Raw genomic sequence first — 19,791 nt, 5'->3', positions numbered from 1 at the left:
CGTCCCTTAACCGCGCGGTGCCTGGGCACTGGCGACTTTCACACTGGGGCCGGCCACGCGCGGCGCCGGGTTGCTGGCTTCCAGCGCCTGACGCTGCTGGGCGAGGTTGGTCAGGGTCTGCTCACTGGCCATGGCGCTCTCTTCTGGAGTCACCTGCGAGCCTGGGCGCACCCGCTGCAGGCCCTTGACGACGATGCGCTCGTCCTTGTTCAAGCCGCTGCGGACGATGCGCAGGCCTTCAAGCTTGGGGCCCAGTTCAACGGCGCGGTAGGCAGCCTTGTTGTCCTGGTCCATGACCAGCACGAACTTCTTGCCAAGGTCGGTGCCGACCGCTTCGTCGTTGATCAGCACTGCGTCGTACTTGGCGCTGCCGACCAGCTTCAGGCGGGCGTACAGGCCCGGGGTGAACTGGCCGTCAGTGTTGTCGAACACGGCGCGGCCGCGGATGGTGCCGGTGCGCGGATTGACCTGGTTGTCGACGAAGTTCATCTGGCCCAGGTGCGGGTTGCCGGTTTCGTTGGTCAGGCCCAGGTACACCGGAGTGCTCTGGCCACGTTGGCCTTCACGCGCCAGCTGGGTGTACTTGAGGTACACGCGCTCGTCGGCGTCGAAATAGGCATAAACCTTGTCGGTGGACACCACCGAGGTCAGCGGGGTGACATCGGCGCTGACGATGTTGCCGGCGGTGAACTCGGCGCGGCTGACCCGGCCGCTGATCGGCGCGGTGACCCGGGTAAAGCTCAGGTTGAGGCGGGCCAGGTCCAGTTGTGCCTGGATCGCGGCAACCCCGGCGCGGGCTTCGGCGGCGGCGCTGCTGCGCGACTCGGCCAGCTCGGCGGAGATGGCGTTGCTGTCACGCAGACGCTCGCCGCGGCGGGCTTCGTTTTCGCTGCGCTGGGCGCTGGCGCGGGCTTGTTGCAGTTGTGCTTCGAGGCGGCGGACTTCGGCCTGGAACGGGCGCGGGTCGATCTGGAACAACAGGTCGCCCTTTTTCACCTGGGCGCCTTCGGTGAAGGCCACCTGATCGATCTGGCCCGATACCCGTGGGCGGACTTCGACGGTTTCTGGCGCTTCGAGGCGCCCGGTGAACTCGTCCCACTCGTTGATCGGTTGCTCGATCACCTTGGCGACGGTGACCTTCGGCGCGGTCGGAGCCTGCACGGCGTCTGGGGTACGGCCGCAGGCGCTGATCACCAGCACTGCCAGGGCAGCGAGGGGATAACGCAAGGGTTTGAGTGATTGTTCCATGGAGAAATCCGCCAATGTATATGGATAGTGGGGCGGATTCTGCGCGGCGCGCGGGTGGGGAACGAATCGAATGGGCCGAAGGTTATTATCATCCAGAATGATAAACCCACTGCCGCCATCGATACTGCGCATGGCCAGCATGCCGCGCTGAGGCGCGGATAGGCAAAATAACGTCAGGCCTTAGGCAAATGCTTGCCCGGCCAGCGGCGCTGCAGCAAGGGGCTGAGGTAAGGTAGCAGGGATAAATCAGAGCGCGCCGCCGACGGCGCCCCAGAGGTGCCTGTGGCTTCCTATACCTTGCGTCAGTTGAAGTATTTCGTCACCACGGTGGAGGCCGGCAGCGTTGCCGAGGCTTCGCGCCAGTTGTATATCGCCCAGCCGTCGATCTCTACCGCGATCAAGAACCTGGAAGAGAGTTTTGGCGTGCAGCTGTTTATCCGCCATCACGCCCAGGGCGTGTCGCTGACGCCCAGCGGCAAGCGTTTCTACGCCAAGACCAAGTCGCTGCTGCAGATGGCCCACGAGTTCGAGCAGAACGCACTGGCCGACAACGACACGGTGGCTGGGCAGATCGACATCGGTTGTTTTGAAACGGTGGCACCGCTGTATCTGCCGCGTTTGATCGCTGGGTTTCGCGAGCGTTATCCGGGGGTCGACATTCGCCTGCGCGACGGTGAACAGCAGGAGCTGATCCAGGGGCTGACTGCTGGCACCTTTGACCTGGCGTTTCTCTACGACCATGACCTGGATGGCACCATCGAGGCCGAGCCGTTGATGGCACCCCAGAAACCATACGTGTTGTTGCCGGAGAAGCACCGCTTTGCGGGTCAGGCGCAGGTGTCGTTACGCGATTTGTGCCCAGAACCGATGATCCTGCTCGACGTCGCGCCGAGCAGGACCTACTTCGTTAGCCTGTTCAATGAGTTGGGGCTGACGCCGAATATCGTATTCAGCTCGCCGTCGATCGAGATGGTGCGGGGGATGGTCGGGCAGGGGTTTGGTTTTTCGCTGCTGGTGACTCGGCCGCATTCCGAGTGCACCTACGATGGCCAGCGGCTGGTCACGGTCGACATTGCCGAGCCAGTCGAGCTGTCCGGGTTGGCCGCAGCGCACTTGAAACGGGTGCAGTTGACCAAGCCGGCGCAGTTGTTTGTCGAGTTTTGCCGTGAGCAGTTGGCCAGCCTTTAGGGTGTGGGGCCGCAACGCGGCCCCAGCAACTTCAGCTATGCCGCTCAGTCCGGCACGACCGCAATCACATCGATCTCCATCAGCCACTCAGCCTGCGCCAACCCGGCGACCACCAGCCCGGTGGAAATCGGGAACACGCCCTTGAGCCATTTGCCGACCTCCTGATACACCGGCTCGCGGAAGCGCGGATCAGTGATGTAGGTGGTGGTCTTGACGATGTGCGACATGTCCGAGCCGGCTTCTTCAAGCAGCTGCTTGACGTTCTTCATGGCCTGCTCGGCCTGGGCACGCGGGTCGCCCAGCCCGACCAGGCGGCCTTCGAAGTCGGTACCGACCTGGCCGCGCACATACACGGTGTTGCCGGCGCGCACCGCCTGGCACAGGTCATTGTCGAGCGACTGGTTAGGGTAGGTGACCTTGGTGTTGAACATCCGTACGCGGGTATGAGTAGGCATCAGTGGGCTCCGAGGGTGCTGACGTTGTGAGGTTGGGCGGCGGCATCGGCGTCGCGCTGATGACGGTCGCGGTAGGCCAGGTAAGTGCGTTGCGTGGCGATATGGCCGGCGACGTGCTTGGCGTCGTGCCACACCCCCCAGATAAACGACGAGCCGCGCCGCGACAGCCACGGCAGGCCGAGGAAGTACACCCCAGGCTCCTGCGACACGCCGCGTTGATGTACTGGCTTGCCGTTGCTGTCGAATGCATTGACCTGCAGCCAGCTGAAGTCGACGCCGTAGCCGGTGGCCCAGATGACGCTGGTGACGCCGGCCGCGATCAGGTCCAGCTGCAGGATCGGTTCGCTGATGCAGGCCGGGTCGGGCAGGCGTTTGCGGGCTTCGGGTTCTTCCGGCAGGTCCAGGCCGTTGCGCTCGATGTAAGCATCGGCGGCGTCGAGCAGGGCCAGGTAGTTTTCGTCGCCGCGGCGAATGTTGTCGGCCAGGTTGTTCTGGAAGGTGGCGACACCGTTGTCGAATGAATCGGTCAGGCCGACCAGGGTCATGCCTTGGTGGGCGAGGGCGCGGAAGTCCACCGTGTGGCCGCCACGGGCGCCGCTGACGGCGATGGTCACGTGCTCACGGCCAGGTTTGGCGATTTCTGCATCCCATTCGCCCAGTACCCCCAGCCACCAGCAGAAGTCGCGGTTGCGGTAGGCGCGCGGCGGGCGGTCGTGGGCGCCGACCGAGAGGTACACCTTGCGCCCGGCACGCATCAGCTCTTCGGCGATCTGTACGCCGGAAGAGCCCGCGCCTACTACCAGTACCGCGCCTTCAGGGAGCTGCTCAGGGTTGAAGTAGGCGGCAGAGTGGATCTGCTGCAGGCGTGGGTCCTGCGGGGCAATGGCGGGGATGACCGGGCGCTGGAACGGGCCGGTGGCAGCCACTACGCGGTTGGCGCGGATGGTGCCCTGGTTGGTCTCGATGACAAAGCCTGGGCGGTCGGCATTGCGTACGACCTTCTTCACTTCAACGCCAGTGCGTACCGGCAGATTGAATTTACGTACATAGCGCTCGAAGTAATCGGCCACCTGCTCCTTGCCGGCGAAAGCGTCGGCGTCCAGGTCGAATTCCAGGCCGGGGAAACGGTCGTGCCAGACCGGGCCGTTGGCTACCAGCGAGTCCCAGCGGCCGCTGCGCCAGGCCTCGGCAATGCGGTTGCGCTCCAGCACCAGATGCGGCACGCCGAGTTTGCTCAGGTGTTCGCTCATGGCGACCCCGGCCTGGCCGGCGCCGACGATCAGCGTGTCGATTTCGATGTTGTTCAATGTCATGTTCGAGCCCTTCTTGGAAGGCGATTTGATCAGGTCGGTGGGAGACCGCCTTTGCCTGGGGCCAGACTAGGGACTGCTCAATAGCGGCGAAAATACTATTTAGCTGGGGCTTGCCGATAAATTGGCGAAGGCCAGGTGCAGCAAGGGCTGCAGCGCGGTTTGGCAGTGCTGTCAGGGTGATTTTGTTGGCCGTGAGTTTTTTCCTGTGCAGGGGCAACAAAAAAGGTCGTTTCGTGGGCTGGGCGGGCTGTCCAGAATGCTCGGTATTGAGTGGCGGGCAGTTGTCTTCCGCCTGGTTTTCGCCTGATACAGGAGCTGCACCATGACCTTTTCCATCATTGGCCGCTGCGCCGAAACCGGCCAGCTTGGTATCGCCATCAGTTCTTCCAGCATCGCGGTAGGTGCCCGCTGCCCATGGGTGCGCGCTGGGGTCGGTGCAGTTGCCAGCCAGAACATCACCCTGCCTGCCCTTGGCCCGCAGATTCTTGATGCGCTGGAGCGAGGCCAGCTACCACCCGCTGCACTGGACCAGGTGTTGACGGCCAACGGCTGGAGTGAATACCGCCAGGTCACGGTGATCGACAGTCATGGCCAGGTCGCGCTGTTCTCTGGCAAGCAGGCCTTGGGCGTACACAATGCCGTGGCCGGTGAGCAGTGCGCGGCGGCGGGCAATCTGCTCGCTTCGCAGCAGGTGATCCAGGCCATGGTCGACGCCTTCGAGCAGGCCGGTGGGCACCTGGCGGATCGCTTGCTGGCCGCCATGCACGCGGCTGTCGCGGCAGGTGGCGAGGCCGGGCCGATCCATTCGGCGGCGTTGAAGATTGCCGGTGAGCTGACCTGGCCGCTGGTTGATCTGCGTGTGGACTGGGCCGAGCACGACCCGATTGGCCAGCTCGATGGTCTCTGGCAAGCCTACCGGCCGCAGATGAACGACTACGTGACCCGCGCACTCGATCCGACCCGTGCACCGAGTTACGGAGTGGCGGGCGATGAATGAGCTGAGCAGCCAGCAGCTGTTGAGGCGGCTGATCGGCTTTGCCACGGTCAGCCGTGATTCGAACCTGCAACTGATCGGCTTCATTCGTGATTACCTGGCTGAGCTGGGGGTAGCGAGTGAGCTGTTTTTCAACGCCGAGGGCACCAAGGCCAATCTGTTCGCCAGCATCGGCCCGACCGATCGCGGCGGCGTGGTGCTGTCGGGGCATACCGACGTAGTGCCGGTCGATGGCCAGGCGTGGAGCGTCGACCCGTTTGTCATGACCGAACGCGATGGCCGCTTGTATGGTCGCGGCACGGCGGACATGAAGGGGTTTATCGCCTCGGTACTGGCGGCGGTCCCGGCGTTTCTCGCGCAGCCGCTGCACACGCCGGTGCATCTGGCGTTTTCCTATGACGAGGAAGTCGGCTGCCTGGGCGTGCGCTCGATGCTCGACGCCTTGGCCCAGCGGCCGCACAAACCGCGTTTGTGCCTGATTGGTGAGCCGACCGAGCTGAAACCGGTGCTTGGCCATAAGGGCAAGCTGGCGATGCGTTGCCAGGTGCATGGCGCGGCCTGTCATTCGGCCTATGCACCTTACGGGGTGAATGCCATCGAGTATGCGGCGCGGATGATCGGCAAGTTGGGCGAGATTGGGCAGGCGTTGGCCGAGGATCAGGATGCGCGTTTCGATCCGCCGTTTTCGACGGTGCAGACGGGGGTCATCAAAGGTGGCCGGGCATTGAATATCGTGCCTGAGGAATGTGAGTTCGACTTTGAAGTGCGGGCGTTGCCGGGGTTTGCTGCAGAGGCTGTGGCGGATCAGTTGCAGGCCTACGCCGAGGCCGAGTTGCTGCCGCGGATGCGGGCGGTGAGTGCCGCGAGTGATATTCGGCTGTGGCCTTTGAGTGCGTATCCTGGGTTGGCTACGGCGGCTGATAGCGAGGCTGCGCGGTTGGTGGCGTTGCTCAGTGGGTCGAGTGAGTTTGGCACGGTGGCGTTTGGGACTGAGGGAGGGTTGTTTGATCAGGCGGGGATAGCGACGGTGGTATGTGGGCCAGGGAGCATGGAGCAGGGGCATCGGCCGGATGAGTTTGTCAGTGTCGAGCAACTGCGTGGGTGCGATGGGATGATGTTGCGGTTGGTGGATTATTTGCGGGGTTGATGATTGCGCTGCTTTGAGTGGCGCCAGCTTGCCTTGGCATATCCGTCTGGTGGAACTGGATAGTTTTCCGAGAACACTGAGGCGACGGGTTTTTATAGCGAACGCAATGATGTATGGCGCAGCTTTGATTGTGCTATGTGTGGTCGGCCTGTATAACCTGCATAAATGGTGATGTGCGGGCGTGGCGACATCGGCTAGCTCTGCGCTGCTAGGGGTTCCCTTGCTCCGGTATTGCCTCTGAATCGCTGAAGGATCAAGATCAAGATCAAAAGCACGCCTCGCTGCGCTGGCGCACATCAACAGCGGGGCTGCCTTGCAGCCCTTCGCGGGCAAGCCCGCTCCCACAGGGTCCGCGTTGCCTGAGAGTGGCTTGGTCAGTGTTGATAGAGGTTGCCGGGGCGACGGACTTAAGGGATTAATGCTGACCTGAAAGTATCGCGAACTCTGTGGGAGCGGGCTTGCCCGCGAAGGGCCGCGCAGCGGGCCCAGCAATCTCAAAGCAGAGAAAAATTCAGAAACATGCAGAGACCTTGAAAGGGATGGCCGGTAAAGGCGAAAGGGGCAGCATTGGCCAACACCAGGAAAGGATAAGCCAACAACCGCAAACCCCACACAGCCCACCAAGCCAGCCCCAATCAGAAGCTGGCCTTGACCTGCAATCCCACCACCAGCGCATTGTCGATATCAGTCCCGGAAAACGCTCCAGGCTCGATGATGTACTGCACGTCCGGCCGCAGATTCAGCCAGGGCGTGGCCTGATATCCATAGCTCAGCTCGATCAACTGCTCAGCACTGTCGATATTCGGGAACTCGCGATCACTGCCAGCAGCGGCATCCTCCAGCACATCCCGACTACGTGGATTCGGCACTGCTCGGCCATAGCCCAACGACAAGGTGTCCCGCGGGCGGCCTGCAAACGGCTGGTACAGCACCACGCCCGTGCCATACCACTTGGTAAACGGCGATGCCGCCTTGCTCGACGCCGAGTATTGACCAAACGCATGCAGGCTACGGCCGGCCAGGGCGGGGTCATTCCATACCGCCTGATCAATCAACAGGTAGTGCCCACCTCGGCCAGCCACTTCGTCATCACTGCCAATGCGTTTGACGTTGGAGCTGTCGTAGTAGTAACCCAGCTTGTACTCACCCGGCAGTTCGCCTCGCAGTTTGTACACCAGCTCTACCGGCACCACCGTGCCTGTGGTGTGCTTGGGGCCCAGCTTCCAGGCACGGCTGGAATTGCCGTTGCTTTCGGGATCAACGTTGAACGCCGCCACGCGCACTTGCCAGGCTGGCGAAAGGTCATATTTGACCCGCGCACCGAGCCGCGCATTGGGGTAGTTGGTCCAGCCACTGCCGCCGGACATGTTCAGCGGATGGCCGCAGAAACCTGCGTTCATGAAGTTGCACAGGATGCCGCTGTCGAGGCCGCCGAGGTCGTTGCCCATGGCCATGTAGCCGAGCTTGATGTTCAGCGCCGGAGTGAAGTTGCGTTCGTAGCTGAGCTCGGTCAGGCGTGTGTACAGGCCGCCGAAGTTTTCCTGGATCGGCAGGCGGTTGCCTACCAGTTCCTCCGAGGCGCTGTGGCCGCGGCGGTCGTTAATGCTCAGTTGGACCTTGCCGGCGTTATCCACCCCATACAAGCGGGACAAGTCGAACTGCACGCCCAGCTTGATGTTCTGCGAATAGCGCGCCGAGCGGTGCAGGCCGCCATCAGCGTTGTAGGCGGTCTCGCCGCTGTAGTCGGCACTGAACTTGACGCCATCGTCTTCAAGTTGATGGCGCAAACCGCCCCAGTCACCACTGAGGGTGCTGCGCTGGAGCAGATCGGCTTCGGCCATGGCGCCGTTGCTGGCCAGTACCAGCAGCAGGCTGGCGGTGATGCGGGTAGGGGTAAAACGGAACACGGAGGACATTGCGCAGCTTTCCTGGGAATCGCGAGGTGGTGATAAATAGCGCCGCTGAAAGCATGAGGCCGCTCCTGCAACGGGTATGCAGGAGCGGCCTCATGCCGCACGGGAGTGACGCGCGTTATGGCAAGGCGTAGGCCATTACATAATCGCCACGGTCGGTCGACTGGCGGGCACCGCCAGCGGTGACGACCACGTATTGCTTGCCGGTCTTGGGCGAGACGTAGGTCATCGGGCCACCCTGGCTGCCGACGGGCAGGCGGGCTTTCCAGACCTCTTCACCGTTGCCGCTGTTGAAAGCGCGCAGGTAGAAGTCCTGGGTGCCGGCGATGAACACCAGGCCGCCTTGGGTCGACAAGGTGCCACCCAGCGTCGGCAGGCCAACCTTGATCGGCAGGTGCATGCGGATGCCGAGCGGGCCGGTGTCTTCAACGGTGCCGACCGGCACTTGCCAGGCGACCTGGCGGGTCTTCATGTCGATCGCGGTCAGGGTGCCGAATGGTGGCGCCTGGCAAGGGATGCCGGCAATCGACAGGAAGCGGTTCTTGTTCACCGCGTACGGCGTGCCTTTCAGCGGTACCGCGCCCATGCCGGTGTTCAGCGCTTCGCCACCACCGGCGGCTTTGCCCTGGTTCTGCGACGGGATCATCTGGACCCACAGCCCCAGGCGCATGTCGTTGACGAAGATGAAGCCATGCACCGGATCGGTGGAGATGCTGCCCCAGTTCATGCCGCCCAGCGAGCCTGGGAAGCTCAGCGACAGGTCGGTGCCTGGCGCGGTATAGAGGCCGTCGTAGCGCATCTTCTTGAAGTCGATGCGGCACAGCAGTTGGTCATACGGGGTTGCGCCCCACATGTCCGATTCGGTCAGGGTCTGCGCGCCGATCTGCGGCATGCCGACTGACTTCGGTTGGGTCGGCGAGTACGGTTCGTTGGGGATGTTGCCTGGCTTGACCGGCACTTCGTCGACCTGGGTCAGCGGTTTGCCAGTGGCACGGTCGAGCACGTAGATCTGCCCGGCCTTGGTGCCGATCACCACCGCAGGGAGGGTCTGGCCGTCGTCCTTGGTGAAGTCGATCAGGCTCGGCTGCATCGGCAGGTCGAAGTCCCACAGGTCGTTGTGGACGGTCTGGTAGACCCACTTCTCGTTACCGGTGGTAGCGTCCAGCGCCAGTACCGATGCGCCGTAGGTGTGGTCGAGCTTGCTGCGTTCTACACCATAGATGTCGGTGGACGACGAACCCATCGGCAGGAACACGGTGTTCATTGCCGGGTCGTAGGACATCGGCGCCCAGCTGTTCGGCGTGCTGCGCACGTAGGTGCTGCCGTCAGTCGGGGCGTTACGGTCTTCAGGGTTGCCTGGGTCGAAGGCCCAGCGCATTTGCCCGGTGATCACGTCAAAACCACGGATCACGCCACCTGGCATGTCAGTCTGGACGTTGTCGGCAACACGTCCGCCAACCACCACGGTGGTGCCGGCCATCAGCGGTGCCGAGGACAGCTGATAGTACGAATCCGGGACATCACCCAGGCCCGCCATCAGGTTGACCTGGCCGTTGTTGCCAAAGCCTTGGCAGAACTCGCCGGTATCCGCGTCGACTGCAATCAAGCGACCGTCGATGGTGTTGGTCAGCAGGCGGCGCTGGCAGTTGGCGCCAGGGGCAACCGTGGCTGCAACGACCGGCGAGCTGTTCGGCTGGGAGGGCTGGGCCAGCGGCGCGCTAGCGTCGAAGTAGGCCATGCCACGGCAACGCTGCCAGACTTTCGACTGGGCGTTGATGGTGTTTTTCCACAGCTCCTTGCCGGTGTCGGCGTCGAGTGCGATCAGGTTGTTGTGCGGGGTGCAGATGAACACCTTGTTGCCGACCTGCAATGGGGTCAGCTGGTCTTCGGCACCGTTGCCGTCGCTGAGGGCGACATCACCGGTGTGGTAGGTCCAGGCGACCTGCAGCTTGTCGACGTTGCCACGGTTGATCTGGTCGAGGGCGGCGAAGCGGCTGCCACCTTCGGTATTGCCGTAGTGAGCCCAGTCTTTCTGCGCTTGCGCAGGTTCGACGGCGGTCAACCCCGGGCCTTTGCCAGTTGGGGCAACGCTTGGGTGGGCGACGAACATGTTGCCGGCCGCGACCACGACTGCTACCGCCATGACGCCAGCGACGGCGTAGGCGCCGCGGCCAGTGGCGGTGCCGTTGGCGCGGGCCAGCAGCGGGTACACCAGCGCAACTAAGGTGCCGATCACGGCAAACATGAACAGGCGCGAGAACAGCGGCCAGAACACCAGGCCGGTGTCGAGCACTGCCCACAGCGCGGTGCCGAGCAGGAACGCGGCATACAGCCAGGCGCCGGCGACCTTGCGGCGGGCGATGAGGATACCGGCGATGGCCATGGCCAGGCCGCCGATCAGGAAGTACCAGGAGCCGCCCAGACCGGCCAGCTTGATGCCGCCGGCAGCCAGCAGCAGGCCGAGCAGGGCGATGATCACGCCCAGGCCAACCAGAATGATTTTCGAGGCGCCTGAGGCGCGCGGTGAGTCGTTCATGCCAAGGATCTCGCAGGTGGAATACGCGGAGTTTAAGCCCTTAGCAAGCTAATTAACAAGTTGGTACATTTGCCCTTGAGACCTATTGTCGCAGGGCTGAGCTTGCCAAGATGCCTCGAAAAGCTTAGATCAAGTCGCCAACTCCAGCTTAAAAACGGCGAAATCAATAATGTGAAAATTTCGCGAAAAAGCTTGATCTGGCTTTGTCGACTTAGATTTTTGCGTCTGCCCCCTGCGGTCAAGCTGGCGGACAGGTCAGGTAAGGCTGGCCGTGATTGCACCCAGGCTCCATTTGGAGCAAGGTTGGCCGATTTGGCGGACATCAACTGCGATGGACAAGCTGCTGGCAATCAAGGCCTTCATGGCAACCGTCGACGCACGCGGCTTTTCGGCTGCAGCGCGTAACCTTGGGGTCGCCACCTCTTCAGTGACGCGCCTGGTCGATGCCCTGGAGGCTGAACTGGGCGCCGCCTTGCTCAACCGCTCCACCCGGCAAGTCAGCCTGACCGAGGCGGGCGCCAGTTACTACCAGCGCTGCCGCGAGGTGCTCGAGGCATTGGCCGAGGCCGATGCCAATGTCGGCGACCGTGGCGAGGAGCCCGTCGGGGTGCTGCGTTTGTGCCTGCCCGTCGAGTTCGGCCGGCGGGTGATAGCGCCGCATCTGGGGCGCTTTCTCGCCGCGCATCCGGGGCTTGAGCTGGACATCGACCTGAGTGATCGCTTCGATGACCTGCTCGAGGGCCGCTACGATGTGAGTATTCGCCTGGGCGAGGCCGCGCCCAACGACGAACTGATCTGCCGTCCGCTCGGACGCTTTCAGCGCTGGCTGGTGGCAAGCCCCGCGTACCTCGCCGGGCACGCGCCGCTGGAGCATCCACGAGGACTCAATGAACAGGCCTGCCTGCGTTTTCGCTATGGGCAGTCCGCACGGCCGTGGCGCCTGTCACGTGACGAGCAGACGCTGGAGCTGGATATCAGCGGGCCGCTGCGCAGCAGTAACGCCGATGTGCTGCGCGAAGCTGCACTGAGTGGCGCCGGCATTGCCTTGCTGGCCGACTGGCTGGTGCGCGAAGACTTCGCCGCCGGGCGTTTGCTGCGGCTGTTGCCTGATTGGCAGATCAGCCCCGGCTCCGCCAGCAACGCGATCAATGCCCTGTACCTGCCCAACCACCGCGGCTCACGCCGGGTACAGGCGTTTGTCGGCTTTTGCGAGGCACTGCTGGGCGAGTGAGGGCAGGGCGTTGCGCTACGCGCAAAGACCCCTTGCGCAGCCGCTGGATTCTCTTGCCCTGCACCGCTGGGTAACGTGCACAGCATCTTCCCTGATCATCCACCGAGGCACCTGCACATGAGCCCATCCATCGCTGCCAGCCAGCCCTCCACCGCAGGCCTGAGTCGGGCCCTGGTAACCCTGTTGGCGTTTTGCTGTGGCGCGATCGTCGCCAATATCTACTACGCCCAGCCGATTGTCGGCCTGATTGCGCCAGACCTTGGCCTGTCAGCCGAGCACGCCAGCCTGATCGTGTCGCTGACCCAGCTCGGCTACGCGCTTGGTCTGCTGTTACTGGTGCCTCTGGCAGACCTGGTGGAAAACCGCCGGCTGATGGTTGCTACCGCAGTGCTGGCTTGCGTCAGCCTCGTCCTGGCGGGCACCAGCAGCAATGGCCAGGGTGGCTTGTTTCTTGGCTATGCCTTGTTGATCGGCTTCAGCTCGGTGTCGGTGCAGATGCTCATTCCTCTGGCAGCGCACCTTGCCCCTGAGCAACAGCGCGGGCGCGTGGTCGGCAATATCATGGGTGGCCTGTTGCTGGGGATACTGCTGGCACGGCCACTGGCGAGCGTGGTTGCTGACCACTTCGGCTGGCGCACAGTGTTTGTCGGCGCCGCCGGGATCATGCTGGCGATCATCCTGTTGCTGGCGCTGACCTTGCCGCGGCGGGTGCCCGAGCACAAAGCCAGCTATGCGCAACTGATGGCCTCTTTGGCAGGGCTGTTGCGCCGCTACCCGGTACTGCGTCAGCGCTCGCTGTATCAGGCGTTGATGTTCGCCGCGTTCAGCCTGTACTGGACGGCGGTGCCGATGGCATTGAGCGGGGAGCATGGCCTGTCGCAGAGCCAGATCGCATTGTTTGCCCTGGTCGGAGCAGTCGGCGCAGTCGCTGCGCCATTGGCGGGGCGGCTGGCTGATGCCGGGCATGCCCGCCGCGGCTCGCTGCTGGCATTGGTGCTGGCGCCACTGGCGCTGTTGCTGGGCCTTAGCGCGCCGGGGTTCAGCGTGATCGGCCTGGCGCTAAGCGGGGTACTGCTGGACTTCGCCGTGCAGATGAACATGGTGATCGGCCAGCGTGAGGTGTATGCGCTGGACCCGGCCAGCCGCGGCCGATTGAATGCGCTGTACATGACCAGCATCTTCGTCGGCGGCGCAGCGGGCTCGGCGCTGGCCAGCCCACTGTATGAGCAGCTCGGCTGGCATGGCGTAGCGCTGGTGGGCGCCACATTGCCACTGCTGGCGCTGGGCATATTCGTGCTGCGTAGCCGGCGCGGTTGAAGGCGCCGCTTCAATGACTGCAGAGCGAGCGGACTCAGCTCAGGCGATCATTGCGGCGCACCAAACAAGCCGGTCCAGTAGATCCCGGCATCGCTCTTGGGGTCCACGGCGTAGGCCGCGCCCAGTTCGCTGAAATCCGGGTTCATCAGGGTTGCGCAATGGCCTGGGCTGGCCAGCCAGCCATCGATGACCTTGCGCGGAGTGTCCAGACCGGCCGCGATGTTTTCGCCGACCAGCCGATAGGAGTAGCCGGCCAGTTCGGCGCGGTCACCCGGAGTGCGGCCATCACGGTCGATGTGATCGAAGAAGTTCTGATTGGCCATCGCCCGGGTATGGTCGGCAGCAACGCCGGCCAAGGTGGCGTTCCAGCTGAGCGGCGCGGCGGCGGCGAACGGCTGGCCACCGCATTGGCGGGGCAGCTGGCGCGCTGCATTGATCTCCTGCAGCAGCTTCTGGCCCTCTGCCTGCCAGTCACCGAGGCGACCACTGAGCAGCGGCCGAGCCAGCACGATGCGCCAGTCGCGGCCTTCCTGGCTGACGCCTATATCGACGAACTGCGGGTCGAGCACCACCTGGCAGAAGCTTTCGGCGATGGCCTTCATCGCCGCCGGCGCATCGCGCGGCCCGGACAGGCTGATCGCCTGCACGTTGACCATCGGGTAAGCCGCGCGGGACATTGCCTGCTGCAGGTCGCGGGTGCCTTCCGGCGACAGCGCCAGGCGGGTATCGCTGCTCAACGGCGGCAGCTCCAGCGAACCTTCGCCGGCGCAGCTCTGCGGCTGGCTGCGGTAGGCGTTGATCGACGCAATCAGTTGCCCTTCCTCGCTGGTGAACGCCTGGGCGCCACAAGACACACCCAGGCCCAGCGTCAGCACGGTAAGACAGGCAACGGATGACAGGACGCGCATGTGTATCTCCCTATCTGGCAGCGCGAGACTCGGCGCTGCTCATCCTACACAAGCATCTGGCTTTTGGCCCTGCGTCGTGCGGTGCAATTGAACGGCCGATTGTCGAACATTATCGGCAAAAGAGGGAGTAGACCTTTCTTGCTGAAGAAAGTGCGGTACTTGCTGGGAATTATTTGCATTCTCAGCAGGCCGCTGGCCGTTACTGTCCGCAGGCCAACAGCAGTGCAACAGTTTGCCCGTCGCCATTCACTGCCAATAAGGTCAAACCCAGCAAAATCAGGGCGTTGAAACCAGGCACAAGTCCTGCAATAGCCCTTGCACACCCCTTGGGCCCGTGCAGGAGCATCCTTGAATAACTCCATCCTTCCCCTGACCTTGCTCAGTGCAGCATTGATGCTGGTCGGCTGCGAACGCACCGAGCAGGTCAACGCCCATGGCGATCAGCCGGTCCACGGCGGCACACTGGTGTACGCCACCGACCGCGAACCAACCTGCCTTGACCCGCACGTCGCCGGGGACATGCCGCAGGTATTCGTTGCTCAGCAATACCTCGACTCGCTGGTGTCGATGGACAGCCAAGGGCGCATCGGCCCGTGGCTGGCCACGCACTGGCAGGTCGCCGCGGATGGCCTCAGCTACACCTTCCAGCTACGCCGCGATGTGCGCTTTACCGATGGCACGCCGTTCAATGCCGAGGCGGTCAAGGCCAACCTCGATCACATGGCCAACCCCAAGACCCAGTCGAGTACCGCCGGTGGCTATATCCGCCAGTATCGTGGCACCGATGTGATCGACGAGTACACCGCTGTGGTCCACCTGGCAACGCCCTATGCAGCGTTTCTCGAAGTGCTGGCGCAGGGCTTTCTCGGTATTCAGTCGCCTACTGCGCTCAAGCGCAGCCGTGACGTCAACTGCGAAAGCCCGGTCGGCAGCGGGCCGTTCAAGGTGGCGCGCTGGGACCGGCAGAACCAGGTCGAGCTGGTGCGCAACCCGGACTACAACTGGGCGCCGCCAACCGCCCAGCACCAGGGCCCGGCTTACTTGGAACGGATCGTGTGGAAGTTCATCCAGGAGCCGTCGGTACGCTTTGCCTCGCTGCAGGCAGGCGAAGTCGATGTGATCGAAACCCTCCCGCCCGAATCCCACGAGGCCGCACGGCGCAACCCGGATGTCGAGCTGATCGTCGCCCAACGCCCAGGTAACCCCACCAACGGCACTTTCAACCTGCGTCGCGCCCCGTTCGATGACATCCGCGTGCGCGAAGCCTTTGTGCGCAGCGCCGATATCGAGGGCGCGCTGAAGAGCGTTTATTTCGGTGAATTCCCCCGCGCCGGCGGCCCGCTGAGCATGGCCACGCCGTTCTACAGTGCCGATTTCGAGCACAGCCAGGACTACCAGCCGGCCCGCGCCGGCAAGCTGCTCGATGATGCTGGCTGGACCAGCCGCGATGCCGAGGGCTACCGCAGCAAAGACGGCAAGCGCCTGCGCGCGACGGTGTTGATCGGAGCACGCACACCGCCGTCGGAGCTGACCTTGTGGGAGCAGGTCCAGGCCACCACCCGCGAGGCCGGGATAGAGCTGGTGCTGGAGCAGATGAGCGATGTGCAGGTCACGGCCCGGCAGGCCGCCTGGGACTACGACATCCGCACTGGTTACTGGAACACCAACACCCCGGACGTGCTGCGGATCATCTTCAGCTCGGCCTTCGTCCAGCCGGCAGGGGTCGGTGGCTACCACCAGAATTCCTCAGGCTACGCCGATCCCGGCTTCGACAGCCTGCTTGATCAGGCCCTGGCTACGCAGCAGCCGGAGCAGCGCCGCGCGCTGTATCAGCAGGCCCAGGCGCAAGCCGCCGGGCAATACCTGCAGCTCACCACCTATCCGCAAAGCACCCGCCTGGGCATTTACAAGACCGCCCGAGGCGTGCGCCTGGAACCGTCGTTGGCGGTCACTTACCTGTATGACGCCTGGGTGATCAAATGAGCAGTGCAACTGAACTGGCAATAGCCGACCCGCGCCGCGGGCGCCTGGCCGCACTCGGCCGCCGCGCTGTAATCCGCCTCGGTGGCGGGTTGCTGGTGCTGTGGGCCGTGGCGACGCTTACGTTTTTTGCCTTGCGTCTGATGCCGGGCGACCCGGTGCTGGCGATTCTCGGTGGTCCCAGCGGCAACCCCAGTCCGGAAACCATCGAAGCCACGCGCATCGAGTTCGGTCTGGATAAACCGCTGGCCGTGCAATACCTGCTGTACCTGGGCCGCCTGCTGCAAGGCGACCTTGGCCTGTCCTACTCGCAGCACCTGCCGGTGACGCGGGTGCTGGCCGAGCAGGGCGGTGCGACGCTTGAGCTGACCATCGCCGCGTTGTTGCTGGCCTGGGTGCTGGTGTTGTTGCTGACGGTGATCACCGCCGGGCGCGGTCGTCTGATCGGCGGGCTGGCCTCGCTGGCGGAAACCCTCAGCGCCGCCTTGCCGCACTTCTGGCTTGGCGTGGTCCTGCTGGCGGTATTTGCCTTTGGCCTGCGCTGGTTCCCGCCGGCGGGCAGCGACAGCCTGGCCAGTTTGGTATTGCCGGCATTTTCTCTGGCCATTCCGCTGGCGGGTTTCATTGCCCAGGTGACCCGCGAGTCGCTCGAGCTGACCCTGGAACAACCGTTCATTCTCACTGCCCGCAGCCGTGGCTTGAGTGACCTGGCCGTGCGCTTCCGGCATGCCTTGCGCCACGCCTTGTTGCCCGGGGTTTCGCTGTCGGGTTGGGCCATTGGCGCGCTGATCAGCGGCGCGGTGGTGTGCGAAGTGATCTTTTCCCGCAAGGGCATCGGCCGCCAGCTGTATCAGGCGGTGCAGGCCCAGGACATGCCGCTGGTGATCGGCATCAGCCTGGTAGTTGCCGCGGGCTATGTGCTGGCCAACATTCTGGTGGATCTGCTCTACCAGTGGATCGACCCCCGCCAACAGGAGGCCACGCCATGAGCGACCTGATACTTGACCGTGTGCAGGCGCCGCTGCGCCGTCAGCGCCGGATCAACCTGCCGCCAGTCGGCGCAAGCCTGGCCCTGCTGTTTCTGGCCGCGTTACTGCTGGCTGCGCTGTTTCCCCAGCTATTTACCCACGTCGACCCACTGGCAATCGTGCCGCGCGATGCGTTCCAGGCGCCGAGCTGGGCGCACTGGCTGGGCACTGATCAATCCGGACGCGACATCTTTGCGCGGATCATTCACGGCGCCCGCCAGAGCCTGTTGATCGGCGTCGCCGCCACGGCGTTGTCGATGACCATCGCAATCAGCCTGGGCTTGCTTGGCGGCCTCGGTGGTGCGCGGGTCGACCGCGCTGTCGGCTGGCTGCTGGAGGTGCTGTTTGCCTTCCCCAGCTTGATCCTGGCGTTGCTGTTCGTGGCGGTGTTCGGCAGCGGCGTCGGCACGCTGATCGTTGCCACCGGCCTGGGGGGTGCGCCCGGTTACGCGCGCATGGTGCGCGGCCAGGTGCTGGCGGTGCGCAATGCCGGCTACATCGAAGCGGCGCGCGCGCTCGGCCATCCCACCTCGCGGATTGTGCTGCGCCAACTGCTGCCCAACGCCATGCGCCCACTGGTGGTGACCATGACCATGGGCGTCGGCCAGGCCATTGTCTGGGCCTCGGCGCTGAGTTTTCTAGGCCTAGGCGCCCGGCCGCCGGCACCGGAGTGGGGGACCATGCTGTCGATGGGCCGCGACTTCATCGCCAGCGCCTGGTGGCTGACGTTCTTCCCTGGGCTGTTCATCGTTCTTACCACCCTGGCCACGACGGTCACGGGGCGCTTCATTCAACAACGCCTGGAGGGCCGCCAAGCATGAGTGACAAGACCTTGATCGTCGACGGCCTGACGGTGTCGTTCGCCGGCCAGAGTGTGGTCCGCGACCTGAGCTTTACCCTGGCGCCCGGGCGTTGCGTGGCCTTGGTCGGCGAGTCCGGCTCGGGCAAGAGCGTCAGCGCCCGGAGCCTGGTCGGCCTGACCGGCACGGGCGCCGTGGTGTCGGCGCGTCAGTTGCGCTTTGCCGACCACGACCTGCTTGATCTCAGCGAGCGTCAGTGGCGGCAGGTGCGCGGCAAAGACATCGGCTTTGTCTTGCAGGATGCGCTGGTCTCGCTCGACCCGTTGCGACCGGTCGGCAAAGAGATCCTTGAAGTGTTGCAGACCCATGGCTACGGCGACCGCCAGCAGCGTGCGGCGCGGGTGCATGAACTGCTTGAGCTGGTCGGCGTGCCGGACTCTGCACTACGCGCCCGCCAGCGCCCCGGACAGCTGTCGGGAGGCTTGCGTCAGCGCGCCCTGATCGCCAGCGCGCTGGCCATGCAGCCGGCGCTGGTGATCGCCGACGAGCCAACCACCGCGCTGGATGCCACGGTGCAGGCGCAGATTCTGCAGGTGTTTCAGCAGATCAAGGCGCGCGGTGCGTCGCTGCTGATCATCAGCCACGACCTGGCCGTGGTTGCCCAGTTGGCTGACGAGGTGCTGGTGCTGCGCCATGGCGAAGTGGTCGAGCAGGGGCCGATGCAGCAGGTGCTGCGCGAGCCTCGACATGCCTACACCATGGCGTTGCTGGCGGCGGTGCCAGCCGAGCATCCGCGGGGCACCCGGCTGTCGCCGCAACGCGTGGCCAGCACGCCCAGGCTGGTCAACCGTGGCCTGGGCGAGGTCCTGCTCGAAGGCCGTGACCTGGGCAAGCGCTACACCGGCCCGGACGGGCTGGCGCGGCAAGTGGTGCAGGGCGTCAGCTTCACCCTGCATGCCGGCCGCACGCTAGGCATCGTTGGTGAGTCCGGCTCGGGCAAAACCACCGTGGCCCGCTTGGCGCTGGGCCTGCTGACGCCAGACCAAGGCCAGGTGCTCTATCGCGGCAAACCCTGGAACCTGCCCGACGATGCCATCGCCGAGGCCAGCCGGCGGCCGCTGCGCCGCGAAATCAGCGTGATCTATCAAGACCCGCTCGGTTCGTTCGACCCGCGCTGGACGGTTGCGCAGATTTTGGATGATGCCTTGCAGGTCGCCGGCGTCGAGGCGCCAGCACGGCCGGCGCGGATTGCCGTGCTGCTCAATCAGGTGCGCCTTGCCGCGGACCTGGCCCAGCGCCGTCCTTTGCAGCTGTCGGGCGGCCAGCGTCAGCGCGTGGCGATCGCCCGCGCCATCGCAAGCGAGCCGAGGTTGATCATCTGCGACGAGCCGGTATCGGCGCTGGACGTTTCGGTGCAGGCGCAGGTGCTGGATCTGCTCGCTGATCTGCAGGACGAACTGGGCCTGGCCTACCTGTTTATCTCCCACGACCTGGGGGTGATCCGCCATGTCAGCGACGATGTGCTGGTGATGCGTCACGGCCAGGTCGTCGAGCATGCACCGGTCGAGCAACTGTTCCGGCAGCCGGCCCATAAATACACCCAGCGTCTGCTTGGCTCAGTACCGCGCCTGCCCGGCGCGGGCACTGAATTGGTCGTACCGCCGCTCGACCTAGAGCATGAGGCCTTCGACCTGTTCGACGAAGCAAGACTGTGGAAAATTGCCATCTAAGGA

General features: G+C 64.2%; 15 protein-coding genes. 9 read left to right on the top strand and 6 right to left on the bottom strand.

The genetic code is table 11. From position 1 onward, the window contains the following. Nucleotides 1-6: 6 nt before the first annotated feature. Nucleotides 7-1,248, bottom strand: coding sequence for a multidrug efflux RND transporter periplasmic adaptor subunit MexE (mexE, locus tag M2396_RS07610; protein ID WP_101318733.1), 1,242 nt, complete (start codon nt 1,246-1,248; stop codon nt 7-9). 282 nt (nt 1,249-1,530) lie between these two features. On the opposite strand from mexE, the gene M2396_RS07605 reads away from it, so the two are divergent. Continuing rightward, entirely contained in the window at nt 1,531-2,436 is a 906-nt protein-coding gene (locus tag M2396_RS07605; RefSeq protein ID WP_101318735.1) for a LysR family transcriptional regulator, read from the top strand. Between the two features lie 44 nt (nt 2,437-2,480). Here the strand turns inward: M2396_RS07605 and M2396_RS07600 are convergent, their stop codons facing one another. Next, nucleotides 2,481-2,891 (bottom strand): RidA family protein, encoded by a 411-nt coding sequence (locus M2396_RS07600; protein ID WP_101318737.1) that lies wholly within the window; start codon nt 2,889-2,891, stop codon nt 2,481-2,483. Then, on the bottom strand, nt 2,891-4,204 hold the full coding sequence (locus M2396_RS07595; RefSeq protein ID WP_150572911.1) for an NAD(P)/FAD-dependent oxidoreductase: 1,314 nt from the start codon (nt 4,202-4,204) through the stop codon (nt 2,891-2,893). The genes M2396_RS07600 and M2396_RS07595 overlap by 1 nt, the downstream gene beginning before the upstream one ends. 322 nt (nt 4,205-4,526) lie before the next feature. Here M2396_RS07595 and M2396_RS07590 point away from each other — a divergent pair, with 322 nt between their 5' ends. Both M2396_RS07590 and argE read left to right on the top strand, forming a co-directional pair. Beyond that, nucleotides 4,527-5,201 (top strand): DUF1028 domain-containing protein, encoded by a 675-nt coding sequence (locus tag M2396_RS07590; RefSeq protein WP_188035779.1) that lies wholly within the window; start codon nt 4,527-4,529, stop codon nt 5,199-5,201. Beyond that, complete coding sequence (argE, locus tag M2396_RS07585; RefSeq protein WP_259074064.1) at nt 5,194-6,345, top strand: acetylornithine deacetylase; 1,152 nt, start codon at nt 5,194-5,196, stop codon at nt 6,343-6,345. The genes M2396_RS07590 and argE overlap by 8 nt, the downstream gene beginning before the upstream one ends. 635 nt (nt 6,346-6,980) lie before the next feature. Here argE and M2396_RS07580 read toward each other — a convergent pair. Both M2396_RS07580 and M2396_RS07575 read right to left on the bottom strand, forming a co-directional pair. Beyond that, on the bottom strand, nt 6,981-8,261 hold the full coding sequence (locus M2396_RS07580; RefSeq protein WP_150569485.1) for a carbohydrate porin: 1,281 nt from the start codon (nt 8,259-8,261) through the stop codon (nt 6,981-6,983). 115 nt (nt 8,262-8,376) lie between these two features. Next, nucleotides 8,377-10,794 (bottom strand): glucose/quinate/shikimate family membrane-bound PQQ-dependent dehydrogenase, encoded by a 2,418-nt coding sequence (locus M2396_RS07575; RefSeq protein ID WP_259074062.1) that lies wholly within the window; start codon nt 10,792-10,794, stop codon nt 8,377-8,379. 331 nt (nt 10,795-11,125) lie between these two features. Between M2396_RS07575 and M2396_RS07570 the strand changes: the two genes are divergently transcribed. Together M2396_RS07570 and M2396_RS07565 are read left to right on the top strand one after the other, a co-directional pair. Next, nucleotides 11,126-12,025, top strand: coding sequence for a LysR family transcriptional regulator (locus tag M2396_RS07570; RefSeq protein ID WP_259074061.1), 900 nt, complete (start codon nt 11,126-11,128; stop codon nt 12,023-12,025). A gap of 117 nt (nt 12,026-12,142) precedes the next feature. Next, entirely contained in the window at nt 12,143-13,342 is a 1,200-nt protein-coding gene (locus tag M2396_RS07565; protein WP_259074059.1) for an MFS transporter, read from the top strand. A 47-nt stretch (nt 13,343-13,389) separates the two neighbouring features. Here M2396_RS07565 and M2396_RS07560 read toward each other — a convergent pair whose 3' ends face one another. Beyond that, on the bottom strand, nt 13,390-14,250 hold the full coding sequence (locus M2396_RS07560) for a CAP domain-containing protein (protein ID WP_101318755.1): 861 nt from the start codon (nt 14,248-14,250) through the stop codon (nt 13,390-13,392). Nucleotides 14,251-14,643: 393 nt separating this feature from the next. Here M2396_RS07560 and M2396_RS07555 point away from each other — a divergent pair, with 393 nt between their 5' ends. From M2396_RS07555 to M2396_RS07540, 4 genes are read left to right on the top strand one after another with little or no spacing between them, the layout of a single operon-like run. Continuing rightward, the gene (locus tag M2396_RS07555; protein WP_150572935.1) at nt 14,644-16,233 is read left to right on the top strand and encodes an ABC transporter substrate-binding protein; all 1,590 of its coding nucleotides are present in this window, start codon (nt 14,644-14,646) and stop codon (nt 16,231-16,233) included. Beyond that, complete coding sequence (locus tag M2396_RS07550; RefSeq protein WP_259074057.1) at nt 16,230-17,219, top strand: ABC transporter permease; 990 nt, start codon at nt 16,230-16,232, stop codon at nt 17,217-17,219. The genes M2396_RS07555 and M2396_RS07550 overlap by 4 nt, the downstream gene beginning before the upstream one ends. Beyond that, nucleotides 17,216-18,079 (top strand): ABC transporter permease, encoded by an 864-nt coding sequence (locus M2396_RS07545; protein WP_150569480.1) that lies wholly within the window; start codon nt 17,216-17,218, stop codon nt 18,077-18,079. The genes M2396_RS07550 and M2396_RS07545 overlap by 4 nt, the downstream gene beginning before the upstream one ends. Next, nucleotides 18,076-19,788: an ABC transporter ATP-binding protein gene (locus tag M2396_RS07540; RefSeq protein WP_259074056.1), complete on the top strand. Its 1,713-nt coding sequence runs from the start codon at nt 18,076-18,078 to the stop codon at nt 19,786-19,788. Before M2396_RS07545 ends, M2396_RS07540 begins: the two co-directional genes overlap by 4 nt. The last annotated feature ends 3 nt before the right edge of the window (nt 19,789-19,791 follow it).

The organism is Pseudomonas sp. BIGb0278 (assembly GCF_024809895.1).
Taxonomy (GTDB): domain Bacteria; phylum Pseudomonadota; class Gammaproteobacteria; order Pseudomonadales; family Pseudomonadaceae; genus Aquipseudomonas; species Aquipseudomonas shirazensis.
This window is presented reverse-complemented; position numbering and strand designations above follow the sequence as displayed.